This window comes from Geomonas agri (assembly GCF_020179605.1).
GTDB classification, from domain to species: Bacteria; Desulfobacterota; Desulfuromonadia; order Geobacterales; family Geobacteraceae; genus Geomonas; species Geomonas agri.
The window spans coordinates 1,881,252-1,899,063 of record NZ_JAINZO010000001.1 but is presented as its reverse complement, the minus strand read 5'-3'; the positions used below and the strand labels follow the sequence as shown (position 1 = coordinate 1,899,063).

Sequence of the window (17,812 nt, the reverse complement as noted above, 5' to 3'; positions counted from 1 at the left end):
CACCGGGGAGGGTCGGCCTCAGGGGAAGTCTTCATTACTAGTGATTCGGCGCTTACCAAGCGCGGGATCGATCAATAGCGGCAGCTTTTCTGCCGCAGCATGGGGGTACAACATGAAACTGAACGGAGCACGCATCCTGCTGGAGTGTCTCAAACGGGAGGGGGTCGACACGATCTTCGGCTATCCCGGTGGGACCGTCATCAACCTCTACGACGAGCTCTTCTCGTTCAAGGAGATCAGGCACATCCTGCCCAGGCACGAGCAGGCCGGCGTCCACGCGGCCGACGGCTACGCCCGCGCCACCGGCAAGGTCGGTGTCGCCATCGCCACCTCGGGGCCCGGTGCCACCAACACCATCACCGGCATCGCCACCGCCTACATGGACTCCATCCCGATGGTGATCATCACCGGGCAGGTGCCCACCGCGCTGATCGGCAACGACGCCTTCCAGGAAGCCGACATCATCGGCATCACCCGTCCCTGCACCAAGCACAACTTCCTGGTGAAAGACGTCAGAGACCTCGCCACCATCATGAAGAAGGCGTTCTACATCGCCCGCACCGGCCGTCCCGGCCCGGTCGTGGTCGATCTCCCCAAGGACGTCCAGATCGCTCAAACCGAGTTCCACTACCCCGAGAGCGTCGAGATCCGTGGCTACAAACCGACCGTCGAGGGGCACCCGAAGCAGATCGAGAAGGCGATCGCCTCGATCATGCAGGCGAAGAAGCCGGTGATCTACGTGGGGGGTGGTGTCATCCTGGCCAACGCTGCCGCCGAGCTGGTCGCGGTCGCCAAGCGCTTGGGCATCCCGGTCACCACGACCCTGATGGGCCTCGGTGCGTACCCGGAGAACGACCCGCAGTCCCTGGGGCTTTTGGGCATGCACGGCACCTACTACGCCAACATGGCCGTGTCCCACTGCGACATGCTGATCGCCATCGGCGCCCGCTTCGATGACCGCGTCACCGGCAAGATCGCCTCGTTCGCACCGCACGCGAAGATCGTCCACGTCGACGTCGACCCGACCTCGATAAAGAAGAACGTCCGCGTCGACCTCCCCATCGTGGGCGACGTGCGCGACGTCCTCCAGAAGATGCTCAAGGTGGCCGACGAGATCGGTCCGGACGCCAAGGCCTGCCAGGCGGCACTTGCCCCCTGGATCGCCGAGATCGACGAGTGGAAGACGAAACATCCGATGACCTACAAGCAGTCCACCTCGGTGATCAAGCCGCAGTACGTGATCCAGAGACTGCGCGCCCTGTCCGACCCGGACGCCATCGTGGCCACCGACGTCGGCCAGCACCAGATGTGGACCGCTCAGTTTTTCGGCTTCACCGCCCCGAGGACGCTCCTTTCCTCCGGCGGCCTGGGCACTATGGGCTTCGGCCTCCCAGCTGCCATGGGGGCGCAGGCGGGCTTCCCCGAGCGCCAGGTCATGGTGGTCTGCGGCGACGGCGGTTTCCAGATGAACATGCAGGAACTCGCCACCATCGTGCAGAACCGTCTCAACGTAAAGATCGTCATTCTCAACAACAACTTCCTGGGCATGGTACGCCAGTGGCAGGAGCTCTTCTTCGACAAGCGCTACTCCTCGACCTGCATGGAACTTCCCATCGACTTCATCAAGCTCGCCGAGGCCTTCGGCGCCACCGGCCTGCAGGCCACCAAGGTGGACGAGGTTGACGAGGTCATCAAGAAAGGGTTCGCCATCAAGGGCCCCGTACTGATGGAGTTCAAGGTTGCACGCGAGGAAAAGGTGCTGCCGATGGTCCCGGCCGGCGCTTCGCTGACCGAGATGGTTCTTGCCAGCTAATTTGCCAACTGCCTGAGGAGGGTAAACATGAGACATACCATTGCTGTTCTGGTCGAGAACGAGTTCGGCGTTCTCTCCCGCGTGGTCGGACTTTTTTCCGGGCGCGGCTTCAACATAGATTCGCTCACCGTGGCTCCCACCAACGACGAGGCGCTGTCCCGCATCACCCTGGTGACCCGCGGCGACGAGCAGATCATCGAGCAGATCACCAAGCAGCTCAACAAGCTGATCGACGTGATCAAGGTGATCGATTTCGAACCGGAGAACGCCATCGAGCGCGAGATGGTGCTGGTCAAGGTGTCTGCCGAGGACCAAAGCCGCGCCGAGGTGCTGAGAATCGCCGACATCTTCCGCGCCAAGGTCATCGACGTGACACCGAAGTCCTACACCCTGGAGGCCACCGGTGCCCCGGCCAAGGTAAGCGCCATGGTCGAGCTGCTGCGCCCCCTGGGGCTTAAGGAGCTGGTCAGCACCGGTCCGGTGGTGATCGGGCGCGGCGCCAAGGCCTGGAAGGGGTAGCAGCTTCTTTTCATTGCAAGAAAGGCCGTTTTCGGGCATACTCCCGCCTTGGTGCGCAGGGGCCCGGAAACGGCCTTTTTCCGTCCCGGTCCCGTAAGGAGTTCCCATCGGCTCCGCTTCTCCCGCACGACTACTTTTCAAGAGGTACTAGATGCGCAACACAAATACCCCCGTCGCAGTCGAGGGGTACCCGTTCATCGCCGGTTTCGCCGCTGTCGCGGCCCTGCTGGCGCTGCTTGGCCAGTTCCTGCATTTCGGATTCTTCATCCCTGCAGCGCTTTTCCTGCTGCTCGCCCTGTTCTCCATCTTCTTCTTCAGAAACCCCGAGCGCACCACCCCTCCGGGTGAAAACGTGGTGGTGGCTCCCGCCGACGGCGAGGTGATCTTCCTCGGCAAGGTGACCGAGCCGCATACCGGCGCAGAGATGGAGAAGATCAGCATTTTCATGTCCGTTTTTAGCGTGCACATCAACCGCGCTCCGCTTACCAGCAAGGTGGTCGATTCCTTCTATAACAAGGGGAAGTTCTACGACGTGCGCGACGAGCGGGCGACCTTCGAGAACGAGCAGCAGGGGCTGGTGCTGGAATCCGCGACCGGTTTGCGGATGGTGGTGGTGCAGGTTGCCGGTCTGATCGCGCGCCGCATCATCTGCTACGCCAAGGTGGGGGACCAGTTGACCCGCGGGCGCCGCTACGGGTTGATCCGTTTCGGTTCCCGGTTGGACGTCTACCTGCCGCTGGGGACGCGGATCGATGTTGCCATGAACCAGATGACTGTTGCCGGTGAGACCGTGCTGGGGATACTGCCGTGAGCGAAGATAGACCGAAAGTAGAAAGGGAAGGGATGCGCAAGGGGATCTACATCCTCCCCAACCTGTTCACCGCCGGGAGCCTGTTCGCCGGCTTTTACTGCATGGTGTCCACCGTGAACAGCGACTACCGCACCGCAGCGCTCTGGATCCTGGCCTCCTCCATCTTCGACGGTCTCGACGGCAAGGTGGCGCGTCTGACCGGTACCGCGAGCAAGTTCGGCGTCGAGTTCGACTCGCTTGCCGACGTGGTCTCCTTCGGGGCTGCGCCGGGACTCCTCATGTACTGCTGGGCCTTGAAGCCCTTCGGGCGCCTGGGGTGGCTGGCCGGATTCCTGTTCCTGGCCTGCGCGGCGCTCAGGCTCGCGCGCTTCAACGTCCAGGTGGAAACGGTGGAGAGCAAGCGTTTCGTCGGCCTCCCCACGCCGGCCGCGGCCAGCATGGTATCGGCTACAGTGCTCTTCTTCTACCACATGGGTTGGCCCGCTTCTTACAACAAGCTCGCCATCCTGGTGCTGATCTACTTCCTTGCCCTGCTCATGGTGTCCAACGTCAAGTACTACTCGTTCAAGGACCCGAGCCTGATCAAGCGGCAGCCCTTCGCCCTGCTGGTGCTGGCGGTGCTGCTCCTGATCGTCATTGCTGCGGAGCCCGTGATCATGCTCTTCACCATCTTCATCTGCTACATCCTCTCCGGTCCCATCGGCTTCGTGATCACCTATCCGCGCCGGCGCCGCCTGGAGCGCGCCATGCACCGCGGGCACGAGGGGATGAAGAAGAACCAGTAGGCTGGTCCGACGTTCTGCTTTCTGAGTTAAACCGGACTCTCGTGCCGGGACATCAAATAGTGGTTTCGTGGACTCAAAAGATGACGGCGTTGCCATAGCGGCAACGCCGTTTTAATTGCCGCTGCACGAAAATAAAACAAAAAGCGCTTGACAGCCGTCGGTGCCTTTTCTATTATCTCCCGAAACTAAAGGCAGTGATGAGGAGTAGTAGCCTTTCCCTTCCCCTACAGAGAGCCGGTGGTTGGTGCAAACCGGTGAGGAAGCAGGTGAACTCGCCTTGGAGCCGTCTCGGTGAACAACGGTCGTTCTATTTTCCGAAAGGGGAATTGGCCGGTGCTAGCTGTGGCCGTCAGCCCGCGTAAAGGGCCCAAGAGGTCCGTCGTCGACGGATGAATGAGGGTGGTACCGCGGAAGCTTTCAGAAGCCTTCGCCCCTTACTGGGGCGGAGGCTTTTTTTATTTCGGCCTGCTGGTTTTTGCCACCTTGTCTGTTTTAATTAGCAGGCGGGGCAGGGCAGGCTAACGAAGCAGCACAACCACACAAGGGGGAAGCGCAAGTGAACAACACGGAACCGAAGACCATCAAGATCTTTGACACCACACTCAGAGACGGGGAGCAGTCCCCGGGCGCCAGCATGAACATCGAGGAGAAACTCCGCCTTGCCAAGCAGCTCCAGAAACTGAACGTGGACGTCATCGAGGCGGGTTTCCCGATCGCCTCCGAAGGGGATTTTGAGGCGGTAAAAAAGGTGGCCCAGACCATCAAGGGGCCGGAGATCGCCGGCCTGTGCCGCGCCGGTTTCAAGGATATCGATCGTGCCTGGGAGGCTCTCAAGTTCGCCGAGGATAAGGGTCGCATCCATACCTTCATCGCCACCTCCGACATCCACATGAAGTACAAGCTGCAGATGACCCCGGCCCAGGTGCTGGAGGCCGCCGTGAAAGGTGTCAAGCGGGCCCGCTCCTACACCGGTAACGTCGAGTTCTCCTGCGAGGACGCCGTTCGCACCGATCTGAAGTTCCTGGCCGAGGTGGTGGGCGCGGTCATCGACGCCGGCGCCACCGTGGTCAACATCCCAGACACCGTCGGCTACACCATTCCCTTCGAGTACTTCAACATCATCAAGTACCTGAAGGACAACGTGAAGAACATCGACGACGCGGTCATCTCCGTGCACTGCCACAACGACCTCGGCCTCTCCGTGGCCAACTCCATCGCCGCCGTCCAGGCTGGCGCCGGACAGGTAGAGTGCACCATTAACGGCATCGGCGAACGTGCCGGCAACTGCTCCCTGGAAGAGTTCGTCATGGCCATTAGGACCCGCGGCGACATCCTCCCCTTCAAGACCAACGTGGTCACCGAGCAGCTCACCCCGGCTTCGCGCCTGTTGACCCAGGTGACCGGCATCGCCGTGCAGCAGAACAAGGCCATCGTCGGCGCCAACGCCTTTGCCCACGAGGCGGGGATCCACCAGCACGGCATGCTGATGGACAAGTCGACCTACGAGATCATGACACCGGAGTCGGTGGGCCTGAAGGCGAGCGCCCTGGTGCTCGGCAAGCACTCCGGCCGCCACGCCTTCAAGAAGAGGCTGGAAGAACTGGGGCACGACCTGGACGAAGAAGCGCTGAACAAGGCGTTCACCCGCTTCAAGGCCCTCGCCGACCTCAAAAAGGAGGTCTACGACGAGGACCTGGACGCCATCGTCGCCGACCAGACCAAGAAGATCGACGAGAAGTACAAGCTCTGCCACATCACCGTGACCTGCGGTTCCTTCGCCGTTGCCACCGCGACCGTGCAGATGGAGATCGACGGCATGCAGGTGCGGACCGCCGAGCTGGGTGACGGCCCGGTCGATGCGACGCTGAAAGCTATCAAGAAGCTCGCCAAGCGTGACGCCCAGCTTCTGCAGTACAACGTCGGGTCCATTACCGGTGGCACCGATGCGCTGGGTGAAGTCACCGTCCGCATCACCGAAGGTGAACGCACCCCCGTCGTCGGCCGCGGTTCCTCCACCGACATCATCGAGGCATCTGCCAAGGCCTACATCGACGCACTTAACCGGCTCTACTTTGCCACCGACCGCGATGTAGAATCTCTTTAAAGCTGAAACCAGGAACACAGAGGACACGAGTAGCACAGAGGACACAGAGGGAACGGCTTGAGGGTTTGCAACCCCGCATTCGGTATTTCTCTGTGTCCTCTGGGGACCTCCGGGGCCTCTGTGGTAAGGCTTTTGCCCCGTTCTTGCAACTGAAACTGTGAGGACGGGGCTTTTTGTTACCCTGTAGGATGCCAGCCATCCCTCTCTTCGTTTTCTTTACATTTTTTTTACTGTAATTGTTTTTACTACTGTGTAATCTTAAGACTCATCTCTCTAAATCTATTCCCACACCATCCGATCCATAAAAGGTGACAACCATGTCCAGTGGTTTCCGCTTCTGCCTTGTCGCTTTGACTGTAGCCCTGACCTGTCTGACTGCTCATGCCTTCGCGAAGAAGCCGGCTGAACTCTGGTCCTTCTTCTACTACGACGGAACAACCTTCGTTGCCGGCAGGCCTGCGCAACTGACACCCTTTGTCGCGGTGAGGGCTGGTTTTCTCCCGGTGGTCGAGACCAGGGAAGAGCGGATCAAGGAAGTGAAAATGCCCGAGGGAACCGGCGCCCTGGTCGGTATCTGTTACGTGCAGTCGTACGGTGGAAAGCTGAAGCCTGCGCGTGGGTTTCATCCCGTCCCCATGCAGGAGATCGACGTCACAGCGGCAGGTGCGCAGTCCGCGACATCGGTGCAGACCGACAGCAACGGTTATTTCGTTATGGTCCTCCCGCCCGGGAGTTATAGGGTTGGCAACCAGCAACTCGAGGTCCAGATCGAAAAAGGTAAAACCAATTTCATCCCCGTGCGCGTGGGGAAAAGGATGGTGGACTAGTGGCAAAATTTACATCGCTGCGTGCGCTCTTCGTCACGCTGTTGTTTCCGGCAATCGCTTCCGCCGCGTCGCTTGATGATTACTACCTGTCCAAGTTCGGGCCACAGGCCCAACTTGCCAAGGCGCTGGAGAGCGTGGTCGGTCTGCAAAGCCACACCGCCGAACGCTGCCGCACCGATTTGTACCGCAGCCTCAAGAGGGACTTCGCTGCTTTGCAGCCGGCCACCAAAAAGGCGTTGGCGAGTTACATCACCCCCCCGACCCTTTCGGGCCAGACTTCACCGTCATCTGCCCCGACCTTCAGCAGCACGCATTTTACCATCCACTACACCACCACCGGTGTTGACGCTCCCAGCCTGACCGATGCCAACGCCAACGGCGTCCCGGATCATGTTGAACGTGTCGCAGCAGTTTTCGAAGAGGTTTATTCCACAGAGATTGGCACAATGGGGTATCGGCCCCCGCCGGTTTCCAAGTACGATGTCTACCTTCTGGATCTCACCAGCCAGGGGGCCTACGGCTTTACCTCCGACTTTGGGGCGCCTACCACATCGAATGTCTCGGTCGGGAGTTATATCGAGATCGACAAGGCCTTCAGCGATCCGATGTTCACCGTTCACGGTCTCTACACCGCTGACCAGATGCTTCAGATAACGGCGGCTCACGAGTTTCATCACGCCATCCAGTTTGGCTATAACTATTACTTCGACATCTGGTACGGCGAGGCCACCTCGACCTGGATGGAAGACCAGGTTTATGACAGCGTCAATCAGTGCTATATCTACCTGCCGGACTACGTCTCCGTGGCGGCGACCATCTCGCTCAACGCCGGGCTCAATGGCGGGTCGGAGTACGGCCGCTGGCTTTTAAACCGCTACCTGGCCGAGCAGCACGACACCCAGACCACTTCGGTGGTACGGCTTATCTGGGAAAAACTGGGCACTCTCAGCCCGACCAACAGCCCCAAGACCGCTGCCGGTGACCTGCAGATGCCGCCTGTGATCGATTCGGTACTGGTAAACTCGTACGGCAGTTCCCTGACCGCTGACTTCGTGGGATTCGCCAAGAAAATTTATGCCCGGAGTTGGTCAACCCATCTTGCCGACCTTAACAAGATTCCCTCTGCAAGCATCGCCGCTAGCTATTCGGCGTATCCGGTTCCTGCCAACCTGGTCACGATGCCGCACTACACCTTCGCCTTCTACCGGTTCGTCCCCACAGTGGGTGTGGCGGATCTTACCATCAGCGTCACCAAAACCACGGGGGCGCAGGTGTCGGTGCTGAAAAAGGTCAGCGGCGTGGTCAGCGAGATTGCCGCAAATGTCGGTGGAGCCACCTATACGGTCACCGGCTTTGGTTCGCTCAACCCCGCTACCGACGAGGTGGTGCTGGTCGTCGTCAACACCACCAACGTCGATAATCACCAGGTTAGTTTCAGTACCGACGGCAGCGCCTCCGCCGTCACCGAGCCTACAGTGAGCACTGGCAGTGGTACTGGTACTGGTGGGGGCGGCGGGGGAGGAGGGTGCTTCATCGCGACGGCGGCTTACGGCAGCTACCTGCACCCCAAGGTTGCCGAACTGCGGGCCTTCCGCGACCGCTACCTCTTGACCAACGCTCCTGGCCGGCTCTTCGTGGCGGCGTACTACCGGATCAGCCCGCCGATCGCCGACGTGATCGCCCGGCACGAGTGGATGAAGAGCGGGGTGCGTTGCCTGTTACTGCCGCTGATTTTCGCGGTGGAGCATCCGGTGGTGGCGCTGGCGCTGCTGCTTTTGGTGGTGGGGGTGTCCGTGCGTTGGGGAGTGCTGCTGCTGAAGGGGAGGGGACGACAGGCTGTTGCCCTCTAAAAGGATCCCTCCCCCTGCTCCTCTCAAGAAGGGCGAGGGGGTTGCGAGGGGAGCTGTCACCGGGAGGAGGTGATCCCTGGGGGACAGTTTAGGGAGTGTCAGGTTTTATGACAAAAAAAAGGCCCCGCCGGGATTCCGGCGGGGCCTTTTTGACGCTTGAGGCTAACTATTAGCCTATCTTTTTGACGTTCGCAGCCTGCAGACCTTTCGGCCCGTTGGTCACGTCAAAGGAGACCGATTCCCCTTCAGCCAGGGACTTGAAGCCTTCCCCGGTGATTGCGGAGAAGTGCACGAACACGTCCTCGCCGTTCTCCTGCTCGATGAAGCCGAATCCTTTCGCGTCGTTGAACCATTTAACTTTGCCCTGTGCCATTTTCCTGCCTCCTTTTTCTAACCTCCGGGACTCTGCCGGATCTACGTTTGATGCTGCAATTTCCGGAAGGTTCTTGGGCTGGAAATGGCTCAAAGTGGCGGTAACCCTTTGGCTTTTCGGCGCGGCAAACTTCCAGAACTAGCTGCTGGAATAAAAATTAACATCGTGTAATAACCTTGTCAAGAAAATATTTACAAAACGTTTTTTTCAAAGGCTCTCTACTAAAAGGTGTTTAACCTCCTAATGAAGGCTATAAGCAGGCCGTAGTGCTGGTGGTGGAAGCGGAAGGCGATGCGCGGCAGATCAAGCAGATCCGGCTCGTCGACCTCCTCGGGACGGGCGCTAATGAGCTCGATCCGGCTCCCTTCCAATCTTAATTCGGGGAATTCATTCTCCAGCATTTCGATTTGCTCCGCCGTGAGCACCTTGGTGAGACGGATAATGAGCTCGCCGTTGACGAAGCGAATAGAATGGTAGTTGGTGTAGAAGTCGTCGATGACCTGAACCGCTTCTTCGTAGCTCTTGGTGATGGTGAAGATGGAGAAGTCCTCGGCGGAGATGAAACCCATAACAAGCAGTCTTTCCTTGATGAAGCGGAAGAATTGTTCCCAGTATCCTTCCTCGTCGTCCACCAGAACCAGCGGTTTGGGGCTGGTCTTGCCGGTTTGCACCAGGGTGAACACCTCCATGGCCTCGTCCAGCGTCCCGAAACCGCCCGGAAAAACAGCGATGGCGTCGGATTCCTTTACGAAGGCGACCTTGCGGTTGAAGAAATACTTGTAGGTGATCAGCCTCGGGTTCTTCAGCATGATCGGGTTGGCGCTCTGTTCGAAGGGGAGCTTGATGTTGGCTGCAAAGGACGCCTCGCTGCCGGCCCCTTCGTTGCCCGCCTGCATGATCCCGCCACCGCCTCCGGTGATGATCATGTACCCCTTGTCAGCCAGGAGCCGGCTGAACTGGATGCACTTCTGATACATCTCCTCCTCGGGGCGGGTCCGCGCCGAGCCGAAGATGGTGACTTTTTTCTTCTGGCGGTAGGGCGCAAATACGGTGGTGGTGTAGCGCATCTCCTTCATGGTGTTGCTTAAAAGCTTCAGGTCTGCCAGGTAGCTGGTATCCTGTCCCGCCTTGAGGGCCGCGATAATCATCTCGCGCGTCTGCTCGGGGTGGTGCACCCCTCCGGCCTTCTGCATAAGATCGTCGATCATCTGGTCGATTTCATTGTTTGTCCTGTTGAAACGAAGTTGCATAGGAGGCTCCCTGTTGGATTGAGGGGGCCATTATAGCACGGGTATATCTGTAGGCAAATGTTTAATAACATTGAACAATTATTAGTTTGATTTGTTGCTCTTATTTTATTATCTTGGCTGCTGTGAAAAACCATTCCAACCTTTAAAAGGAAGCGCAATTTATGGGTATGACTACGGCTCAAAAGATATTCGCGGCCCATCTGGTTGATGAGCCTTTTGCAGGAACCAAGGTGCTCGGCATCGACGTGGTGATGTGTCACGAAATCACCACCCCCATCGCCATCGCGGACCTCATGGCGCGCGGCAAAGACCGGGTCTTCGACAACACCAAGATCAAGGCGGTCATTGACCACGTGACCCCGAGCAAGGACTCCAAGACCGCAACCCAGGCCAAGATGCTCAGGGACTGGGCGCGCCGCCACGATATCAAGGACTTCTTCGACATCGGCGCCAACGGCGTCTGCCATGCGCTGTTTCCGGAGAAGGGCTTTATCCGCCCGGGTAACACCGTCATCATGGGCGACTCCCACACCTGCACCCACGGCGCTTTCGGCGCCTTCGCCGCCGGCGTCGGCACCACCGACCTCGAGGTGGGGATCCTGAAGGGTGTCTGCGCCTTCCGCGAGCCCAAGACCATCAGGATCAACCTGAACGGCACCCTCCCCAAAGGCGTATTCGCGAAAGACGCCATCCTGCGCGTCATCGGGGAGCTGACTGTGAACGGCGCCACCGACCGCGTCATCGAGTTCGGCGGACCCATCGTCGACGGCATGACCATGGAGTCCAGGATGACCCTGTGCAACATGGCCATCGAGGCGGGCGGCACCTCCGGCATCTGCGCTCCGGATCGCGTCACCGTCGACTACCTCTGGCCCTTCATCTCCGACTCCTTCGCTTCCAAGGAAGCGGCGGTCGCCGAGTACAGCAAGTGGGCCTCCGACGCCGACGCCGAGTACGACAAGGTGATCGACCTCGACCTCTCCAACCTGACCCCGCTGTGCACCTTCGGCTATAAGCCGGACCAGGTCAAGAGCATCGACGAGATGGCCGGCCAGCCGGTGGACCAGGTCTACCTCGGCTCCTGCACCAACGGTCGTCTCGAGGACCTCAGGGTCGCGGCCCAGATCCTTAAGGGGAAGAAGATCGCCCCGACCGTGCGCGGCATCCTCTCGCCGGCAACCCCGCAGATCTACAAGGACGCGGTGGCCGAGGGGCTGATCCAGATCTTCATGGACGCCGGCTTCTGCGTCACCAACCCGACCTGTGGCGCCTGCCTGGGCATGAGCAACGGCGTCCTGGCTGAGGGTGAGGTCTGCGCCTCTACCACCAACCGCAACTTCATGGGCAGGATGGGCAAAGGGGGCATGGTGCACCTGCTCTCGCCGGCGACCGCCGCCGCCTCCGCCATCGAAGGCAAACTTGCCGACCCGCGCAAGTACTTGTAAGCAACTGACAATGGATAATTGACACTTGACGATGACGCACGTCGTTGTCGTCGACTATCACCGTTGACACACTGACAACGAAAATGCGGGTGCTCCCGCTAGACTAGGAGATCGATATGAAAACATTTGGCGGCCCGGCCCTTTTCCTGGACCGTAGCGACATAAACACCGACGAGATCATCCCGGCCAAGTACCTCACCGAGATCACCAAGGAGGACCTGAAGCCGTACCTGCTCGAGGACCTCAAACTCCCGGGCTTTGACCCCAAGAGCGATAAAACCTTCGGCGCCGGCGCCGTGGTGACCCGCGCCAACTTCGGCTGCGGCTCCTCCCGCGAGCATGCTCCCTGGGTCTTCGAGGTGAATGGCATTAACGTGGTCATCGCCCAGTCTTTCGCCAGGATCTTCCGGCAGAACATGTTCAACTGTGGCATGGCGGCTATCGAGCTCTCCCCGGAGAAGATCGACCAGCTCTTCAGCTACGCCGGCGCTGCCGACGCGGCCATCGAGGTGGACGTGGCCAACACCACCCTCACCATCAAGGGGGGAGGACGAGAGGAGTCGATGCAGTTCGAAATCTCTCCGTTTGACAAGGCGCTGGTTCTTGCCGGCGGCTGGGTTGATTACGCCGACAGCAAATACTGATCGACCCGTAGTCCAAAGCAGATCATCATTCAACGAGGCAGGAGACAGACGTTTCCTGCCTCGCTCTTTTTCGCTTCAATGCTGGACATTTGCCCAAGAGGTGGCATAACTTTCGCGTGGCGTTTTAGATAGAGGCTGCAGGAAGGGAGATTGTCCATACACTGCTCCTCCAGATTCATTCGTGACTGCCGTCGAGACTATATTTTGATTGACTATGCCTGATTACAGCAGTTACTATCCGGAATCCTATATAATATCTGGGCTATTAAGAGGTACATGACACGTTTCACGCCGTCCATAACCGGGTTGTCCGCTTTGTTGTTCCTGGCAACCGTTGCTTGCGCTGAACCCCAGCCTGAGCCACAGCCGGTACCGAGGTCTGAGCCTCCAACTGAGCAGAAAGCTGATCAGAAGGCTGAGCAGAAGGCTGAGCAGAAGGCTGAGCAGAAGGCTGAGCAGAAGGCTGAGCAGAAGGCTGAGCAGGCACCCGAGCAGAAAGGGACCATCTTCACCTTGTGGCCCCTGATCGACTATCGCGAGAGCCCCAAGGAGCGCTTCAGCAATCTCGCCATCCTCGGTCCGCTGTTCAAGTACCAGCGCAACGGGGATGACAGGGATGTCGCCCTGCGTCCGCTGTTCTACAGGACCACCCGCACCGACGAGCATGCTTCCTCTTCCTACTACCTCTACCCGGTGGCAACCCAGGAGAAGACCCCGGAAGCGGACAACTTCGAGGTGCTGCAGCTGTTCAGGACCTCCAGCTATCGAAAGCAGGAGACGGCGCCGGAACGCGAACAGTCGACCATGCTCTTTCCGTTCTATATCGCAGGCGACTCCAAACAGCACGGGCACTACCGCGCCTTTTTCCCGGTCTACGGCAACATCTACGACCGTTTCTGGCGCGACGAGTACCACTTCGTCATGTTCCCGCTTTACGGCAGCACCGTGAAGAAGGGGACCACCACCAGGCACTACCTCTGGCCCATATTCTCCACCACCTCCGGCGAGAACGAGTCGGGCTTCGGCGTCTTCCCGCTCTACGGCGAATCGCACAAGACCGGCGTGTACCAGAAACGTTTCGTGCTCTGGCCGTTCTACACCTCGGAGAGCACCGGCCTCAACACGGATAACCCGACCAGCAAGAAGTTCATCTTCCCGCTGTACGCATCGACCGACTCGCCCAAAAGGACCTCGCGCAGCTACCTGTGGCCTTTCTTCGGCTACACCGACGACCGCGGCAAGAAGCAGGAGGAGGTGGACTACTTCTGGCCCTTCATCACCAAGGTGCGCGGCGAGAAGAAGAACAGCGACAGCTTCCTGCCGTTTTACTCGCACGAGGCCTTCTCTGGCGGCGAGAAGAGCTGGTATCTGTGGCCCCTGTACAGGCACGAGGAGCTGAAGTCGGAAAACTTCGGTCAGGACCAGGACCGGATCCTCTTCTTCCTGTACCGCGATAATCACGAGTTCTGGCCCAAAGACGGCAACGAGCGGCGCCGCACCACCATGTGGCCGCTATTTTTGTACCGCAAGAGCCCCGAGGGTGTCTCTTCCTTCTCCTTCCCCGCCCCCGTGGAGTCGATCCTGGACAAGGAAGGGATCGAGAAGGATTGGGCGCCTTTGTGGCGCATCTACCAGAGACGCTGGGACCAGGGGGGCAACTCCACGTCCAGCCTGCTCTGGAACCTGTTCTGGCATGAGCGGCGCGGCAACGACCTTGCCTACGAGTTCTTCCCGTTCATCTCCTACCGCGACACCGCCAAGGAGAGGGAACTGAAATTCCTGAAGGGGCTGGTAAGCCTGAAGCGCGATGGCGGGCAAGAGGAGTTGAGCCTCTTCTGGCTCCCCTTCGGACTGAAATGGGGGGATAAGTGAGCCAAGTTTTCGAACCGCTAGGCAAGAGGGTGCTCTACTTCTACCAGGTGCTGGGGGAGATGACCATCCTGATGGGCAAGGTCGTATACTTCATACGCGAGGCGCCCCGCAATATCCCCAGCATCCTGACCCAGATGGCGATCGTCGGCTGGGACACCCTTCCCGTCGCATCGGTCATGGCCTTTTTCGTTGGGATGGTGCTCGCCCTGCAGACCGGGGTCGAGTTGCAGAAGTACGGCGGCCAGAACATCATCGGGGCCATCGTCGGCCATTCCATGGTGCGCGAACTTGGGCCGGTCATGACCAGCTTCCTGGTTGCCGGGCGCTGCGGCTCCGCCATGGCCGCCGAACTGGGGGTCATGACGGTGTACGAGGAGATCGACGCGCTGAAGACGCTGGATATCGACCCGGTGCGTTACCTCGCCATGCCGCGTTTCATCGCCTGCATCATCTGCGTCCCGGCCCTGGTGCTCTACTCGGACCTGATCGGCATCTTCGGGGGCGCGTTGATCAGCAACCTGCACCCGCAGATCTTCGTCTCGTACGCAACCTACTACGACAGCCTCACCGCCGCGCTGAAGATGAAGGAGATCGGCATCGGTCTCACCAAGTCCATGTGCTTTGGGGGCATCATCGCCCTGGTCTGCTGCTACGTTGGCTTCGCCACCTCGGGGGGCGCCAGGGGGATCGGCCAGTCCACCACGAGGTCCGTCGTGCTCTCGTTCATGCTGATCCTGGTCGCCGACTACGTGCTGACCAGGCTGCTCATGTAGCACTTTACGTTTTCCGTTTCCGGAGGAAGAGATATATGGCTTTGTCAGTCGAGAAAAAAGTCGGCATGTTCTTCGTGTTCGGCCTCATTATCCTGGGCGTGCTGCTCGAGGTCGGGGAGAAGTGGAACCCCTTTGAAAAGAAGATCATGTACCGGACCTACCTCACCAGCATCACCGGCCTCAAGGTGGGGGACCCGGTCCGCCTGGCGGGTGTCGACGTCGGGCGCATCACCAAGATCATTGTCTTGAACGACAAGATAGAGATCGACTTCGAGGTGAAACCCGGTACCCGCATAAAGGTCGACACCGTAGCGGGTCTCAGGCTGACCAACCTCCTGGGCGGCCAGTTCCTGGGGCTTTCCTTCGGCTCTCCCAACGGCGCGCTGCTCCCAGAAGGCGGGACGGTGCGCGGCAAGGATGTCGCAAACATAGACATCATCGTGGATAATCTTTCCGATGTGGTGAAGGACACCAAGGTCCTGATCAACAACCTGAACAAGAACCAGGATGACGTGCTCAAGAAGGTTTCGGGCATGCTGGATGAGAACCGAGGCAACCTGAGGGACGCCCTGTCCAACATCAGTAGCATCACCGGCAAGATTGACCGCGGCGATGGCTCGCTGGCCCTGCTCCTGAACGATCGCAAGCTCTACGACGACGCCTCCAGCGCGGTGAGCAGCCTCAAGGTCGTCTCCAGCAAGATCGAGAAAGGGGAGGGGACTCTCGGCAAACTGGTCAACGACGAGACGGTCTACAACGACGCCTCTGCCCTGATCAAAGACCTGAGGAGCGGGGTTAAGGACCTGAACGCGGGCATGAAGGACGTGAAGGACATCACCGCCAAGATCAACAAGGGCGAAGGGACCCTGGGCAAGCTGGTCTACGACGATAGTCTCTACACCGAGCTGCGCGACGCCTCCAAGAACGTGAAGGAGATCACCCAGAAGATCAACTCCGGCCAGGGGACCATCGGCAAGTTGGTCAACGAGGACCAGCTCTACCGAGACACCACGGCCACCCTCAAGAAGGCGGAGCGCGCCATGGAGGGGCTGGGCGACACCGGCCCGATCTCCGTGCTTGGCTCCATCGTCGGGACCCTGTTCTAAATAACAAAACGACAGTGCTGGCGGCGTGGGGGCGGAACAATCCGCCCCCACGTTTGCGTGGCGCCTCTTTTTCTCAAGGAGCTCTCCGGCATGACCCACATCCTCGATATCGCCGTGGGGACCTTCACCATGCGTCCCTATGTCTTCGCTTTTTTCGCCGTCTACCTGGTGGCGGCGGTGCTGCACCTGGGGTGGAAGAAGACCATCTGGTTCACTGTGTGCGGCTACCTGGTCGCCTTCGCCTCCGAGTTTTCCTCCATCAACACCGGCTTCCCCTACGGCTGGTACTACTACGTTGACGTGACCCGCGACCGGGAGTTCTGGATCGCCGGTGTGCCCTTCTTCGACTCGCTTTCTTACGTCTTTTTGACCTACTGCAGCTACGCGACGGCCCTCTTGGTGCTGTCGCCCGCCAAACGGGTCAAGGGGGACCTGGTCCTTTTAGAGACCGGGCGCATCCGGCGCTCCTTCGCTGTATTGGTGCTCGGCTCGCTGTTCCAGGTGTTCCTTGACATCGTCACCGACCCCGTGGCTCTGCAGGGGAGTCGGTGGTTCCTGGGGCGGATCTACGGTTACCGCGAGGTGGGCACCCACTTTGGCATCCCGATGTCCAACTATTTCGGGTGGTGGCTGGTAAGCGCCCTCCTGGTCCTGGTGCTGCAGTTGATCGATCGCCTGTGCTCCAGCAAGGAGCGCCCCGCCGGAGTTGGCGCTGCCCCGTATCGCTCGCTGTACGGCCCCTTTCTCTACCTCTGCGTGATCGCCTTCAACCTCGGGGTCACCTTCTACATCGGGGAGAACCTGATGGGGCTCACCGGCCTGTTCATCTTCACGCTGCCGGTGGTGATGACCCTGGTCCTTTTCCGCCAAAAACTCGACCGCTACCACAAGGACGAACTGGCCGCGCACCTTGCCGATTACCCCTGGTCGCCAGCCGCCTCAGGGCATAATGGCCGCGGTTGATGCTAAAGAAAAATATCCAATGCCCGCTTTGAAGGAGATGCCCCCGTGTGGTATCCCTTAGGGGCGAATGACATTCGCCCACCCCGTCCCGCACAAGGACCAATTTCCAGTCTTCGGAGGTATGACATGAAAAAAGCGATTTCCATCCTCACCCTCGCCACCGTTCTCGGTGCCGTCGGCGCAGCCTGCGCCGCCGAGCAGGGCTCGCTCCCCAGAAACTACGAGAACTGGGACAAGAGCAAGGCCCGCGTCATCACCGACAAGAAATCGATGTTTTATGGCATCCACTACATCTACGTGAACAAGAAGGCCATGCCCACCTACAAAGCCGGCGGCGCCAACTACCCGGACGGCAGCCGCTTCGTGGCGGTCAACTACACCATCAAGGACGAGGGTGGCAAGCAGGTCCCGGGCAAAAAGAGCATGATCGTCATGATGCAGCGCGACAAGAAGGCCCAGGAGACCGGCGGCTGGCGTTTCGTCGGCTTTACCCCCGACGGCAAGCCCTCCGGCCTGGACGGTAAGCGCGACTGCTTTAGCTGCCACGAGAAGGACGCCAAGGACCGTGGCTTCGTCCTGTCCCGCTACGCAGATTTCAAGTAGCACCCCCTTCTGCTCCGCCTCAAAACGCGCCTGCCGGGTTCCCGGCAGGCGTATTTTTTCACTGACTGTTTTCC

16 protein-coding genes and 1 other annotated feature are annotated in these 17,812 nt (G+C 59.6%); of the genes, 14 read left to right on the top strand and 2 right to left on the bottom strand.

All coding sequences use genetic code 11. From position 1 onward, the window contains the following. The first annotated feature begins 112 nt into the window (after positions 1-112). From ilvB to K7R21_RS08200, 7 genes are all read left to right on the top strand, one after another. Positions 113-1,813 carry a biosynthetic-type acetolactate synthase large subunit gene (ilvB, locus tag K7R21_RS08230; protein ID WP_224982787.1) on the top strand — a complete coding sequence of 567 codons (1,701 nt, stop codon included), beginning with the start codon at positions 113-115 and terminating at the stop codon, positions 1,811-1,813. A 27-nt stretch (positions 1,814-1,840) separates the two neighbouring features. After that, on the top strand, positions 1,841-2,332 hold the full coding sequence (ilvN, locus tag K7R21_RS08225) for an acetolactate synthase small subunit (RefSeq protein WP_183350578.1): 492 nt from the start codon (positions 1,841-1,843) through the stop codon (positions 2,330-2,332). A 151-nt stretch (positions 2,333-2,483) separates the two neighbouring features. Then, on the top strand, positions 2,484-3,143 hold the full coding sequence (locus K7R21_RS08220) for a phosphatidylserine decarboxylase family protein (protein WP_224982786.1): 660 nt from the start codon (positions 2,484-2,486) through the stop codon (positions 3,141-3,143). A 32-nt stretch (positions 3,144-3,175) separates the two neighbouring features. Further along, the gene (gene pssA, locus K7R21_RS08215; RefSeq protein ID WP_224983425.1) at positions 3,176-3,928 is read left to right on the top strand and encodes a CDP-diacylglycerol--serine O-phosphatidyltransferase; all 753 of its coding nucleotides are present in this window, start codon (positions 3,176-3,178) and stop codon (positions 3,926-3,928) included. 185 nt (positions 3,929-4,113) lie between these two features. Continuing rightward, positions 4,114-4,366 (top strand) — a binding site (T-box leader). Between the two features lie 118 nt (positions 4,367-4,484). Next, positions 4,485-6,032: a 2-isopropylmalate synthase gene (locus K7R21_RS08210; RefSeq protein WP_224982785.1), complete on the top strand. Its 1,548-nt coding sequence runs from the start codon at positions 4,485-4,487 to the stop codon at positions 6,030-6,032. A 317-nt stretch (positions 6,033-6,349) separates the two neighbouring features. After that, positions 6,350-6,859, top strand: a complete 510-nt coding sequence (locus tag K7R21_RS08205) for a carboxypeptidase-like regulatory domain-containing protein (RefSeq protein WP_224982784.1) — start codon at positions 6,350-6,352, stop codon at positions 6,857-6,859. Beyond that, positions 6,859-8,709 carry an MXAN_6640 family putative metalloprotease gene (locus K7R21_RS08200; protein ID WP_224982783.1) on the top strand — a complete coding sequence of 617 codons (1,851 nt, stop codon included), beginning with the start codon at positions 6,859-6,861 and terminating at the stop codon, positions 8,707-8,709. The genes K7R21_RS08205 and K7R21_RS08200 overlap by 1 nt, the downstream gene beginning before the upstream one ends. Positions 8,710-8,878: 169 nt before the next feature. Here K7R21_RS08200 and K7R21_RS08195 read toward each other — a convergent pair whose 3' ends face one another. Together K7R21_RS08195 and K7R21_RS08190 are read right to left on the bottom strand one after the other, a co-directional pair. Continuing rightward, the gene (locus tag K7R21_RS08195; protein ID WP_199393895.1) at positions 8,879-9,082 is read right to left on the bottom strand and encodes a cold-shock protein; all 204 of its coding nucleotides are present in this window, start codon (positions 9,080-9,082) and stop codon (positions 8,879-8,881) included. 221 nt (positions 9,083-9,303) lie between these two features. Beyond that, positions 9,304-10,332, bottom strand: coding sequence for an LOG family protein (locus K7R21_RS08190; protein ID WP_224982782.1), 1,029 nt, complete (start codon positions 10,330-10,332; stop codon positions 9,304-9,306). A 161-nt stretch (positions 10,333-10,493) separates the two neighbouring features. Between K7R21_RS08190 and K7R21_RS08185 the strand changes: the two genes are divergently transcribed. From K7R21_RS08185 to K7R21_RS08150, 7 genes are all read left to right on the top strand, one after another. After that, positions 10,494-11,777, top strand: coding sequence for a 3-isopropylmalate dehydratase large subunit (locus K7R21_RS08185; RefSeq protein ID WP_224982781.1), 1,284 nt, complete (start codon positions 10,494-10,496; stop codon positions 11,775-11,777). A 116-nt stretch (positions 11,778-11,893) separates the two neighbouring features. After that, a complete protein-coding gene (locus K7R21_RS08180; RefSeq protein WP_224982780.1) occupies positions 11,894-12,421 on the top strand; it encodes a 3-isopropylmalate dehydratase small subunit in 528 nt (175 codons plus the stop codon). Positions 12,422-12,697: 276 nt separating this feature from the next. Then, positions 12,698-14,293 (top strand): cell envelope integrity protein TolA, encoded by a 1,596-nt coding sequence (locus K7R21_RS08170; RefSeq protein WP_263630536.1) that lies wholly within the window; start codon positions 12,698-12,700, stop codon positions 14,291-14,293. After that, a complete protein-coding gene (locus tag K7R21_RS08165) occupies positions 14,290-15,066 on the top strand; it encodes an MlaE family ABC transporter permease (RefSeq protein ID WP_224982777.1) in 777 nt (258 codons plus the stop codon). Before K7R21_RS08170 ends, K7R21_RS08165 begins: the two co-directional genes overlap by 4 nt. Positions 15,067-15,101: 35 nt before the next feature. After that, positions 15,102-16,172, top strand: coding sequence for an MlaD family protein (locus K7R21_RS08160; protein ID WP_224982776.1), 1,071 nt, complete (start codon positions 15,102-15,104; stop codon positions 16,170-16,172). Between the two features lie 90 nt (positions 16,173-16,262). Continuing rightward, positions 16,263-17,135, top strand: coding sequence for a carotenoid biosynthesis protein (locus K7R21_RS08155; RefSeq protein WP_224982775.1), 873 nt, complete (start codon positions 16,263-16,265; stop codon positions 17,133-17,135). Between the two features lie 126 nt (positions 17,136-17,261). After that, on the top strand, positions 17,262-17,738 hold the full coding sequence (locus tag K7R21_RS08150; RefSeq protein WP_224982774.1) for a cytochrome P460 family protein: 477 nt from the start codon (positions 17,262-17,264) through the stop codon (positions 17,736-17,738). Positions 17,739-17,812 lie beyond the last annotated feature (74 nt).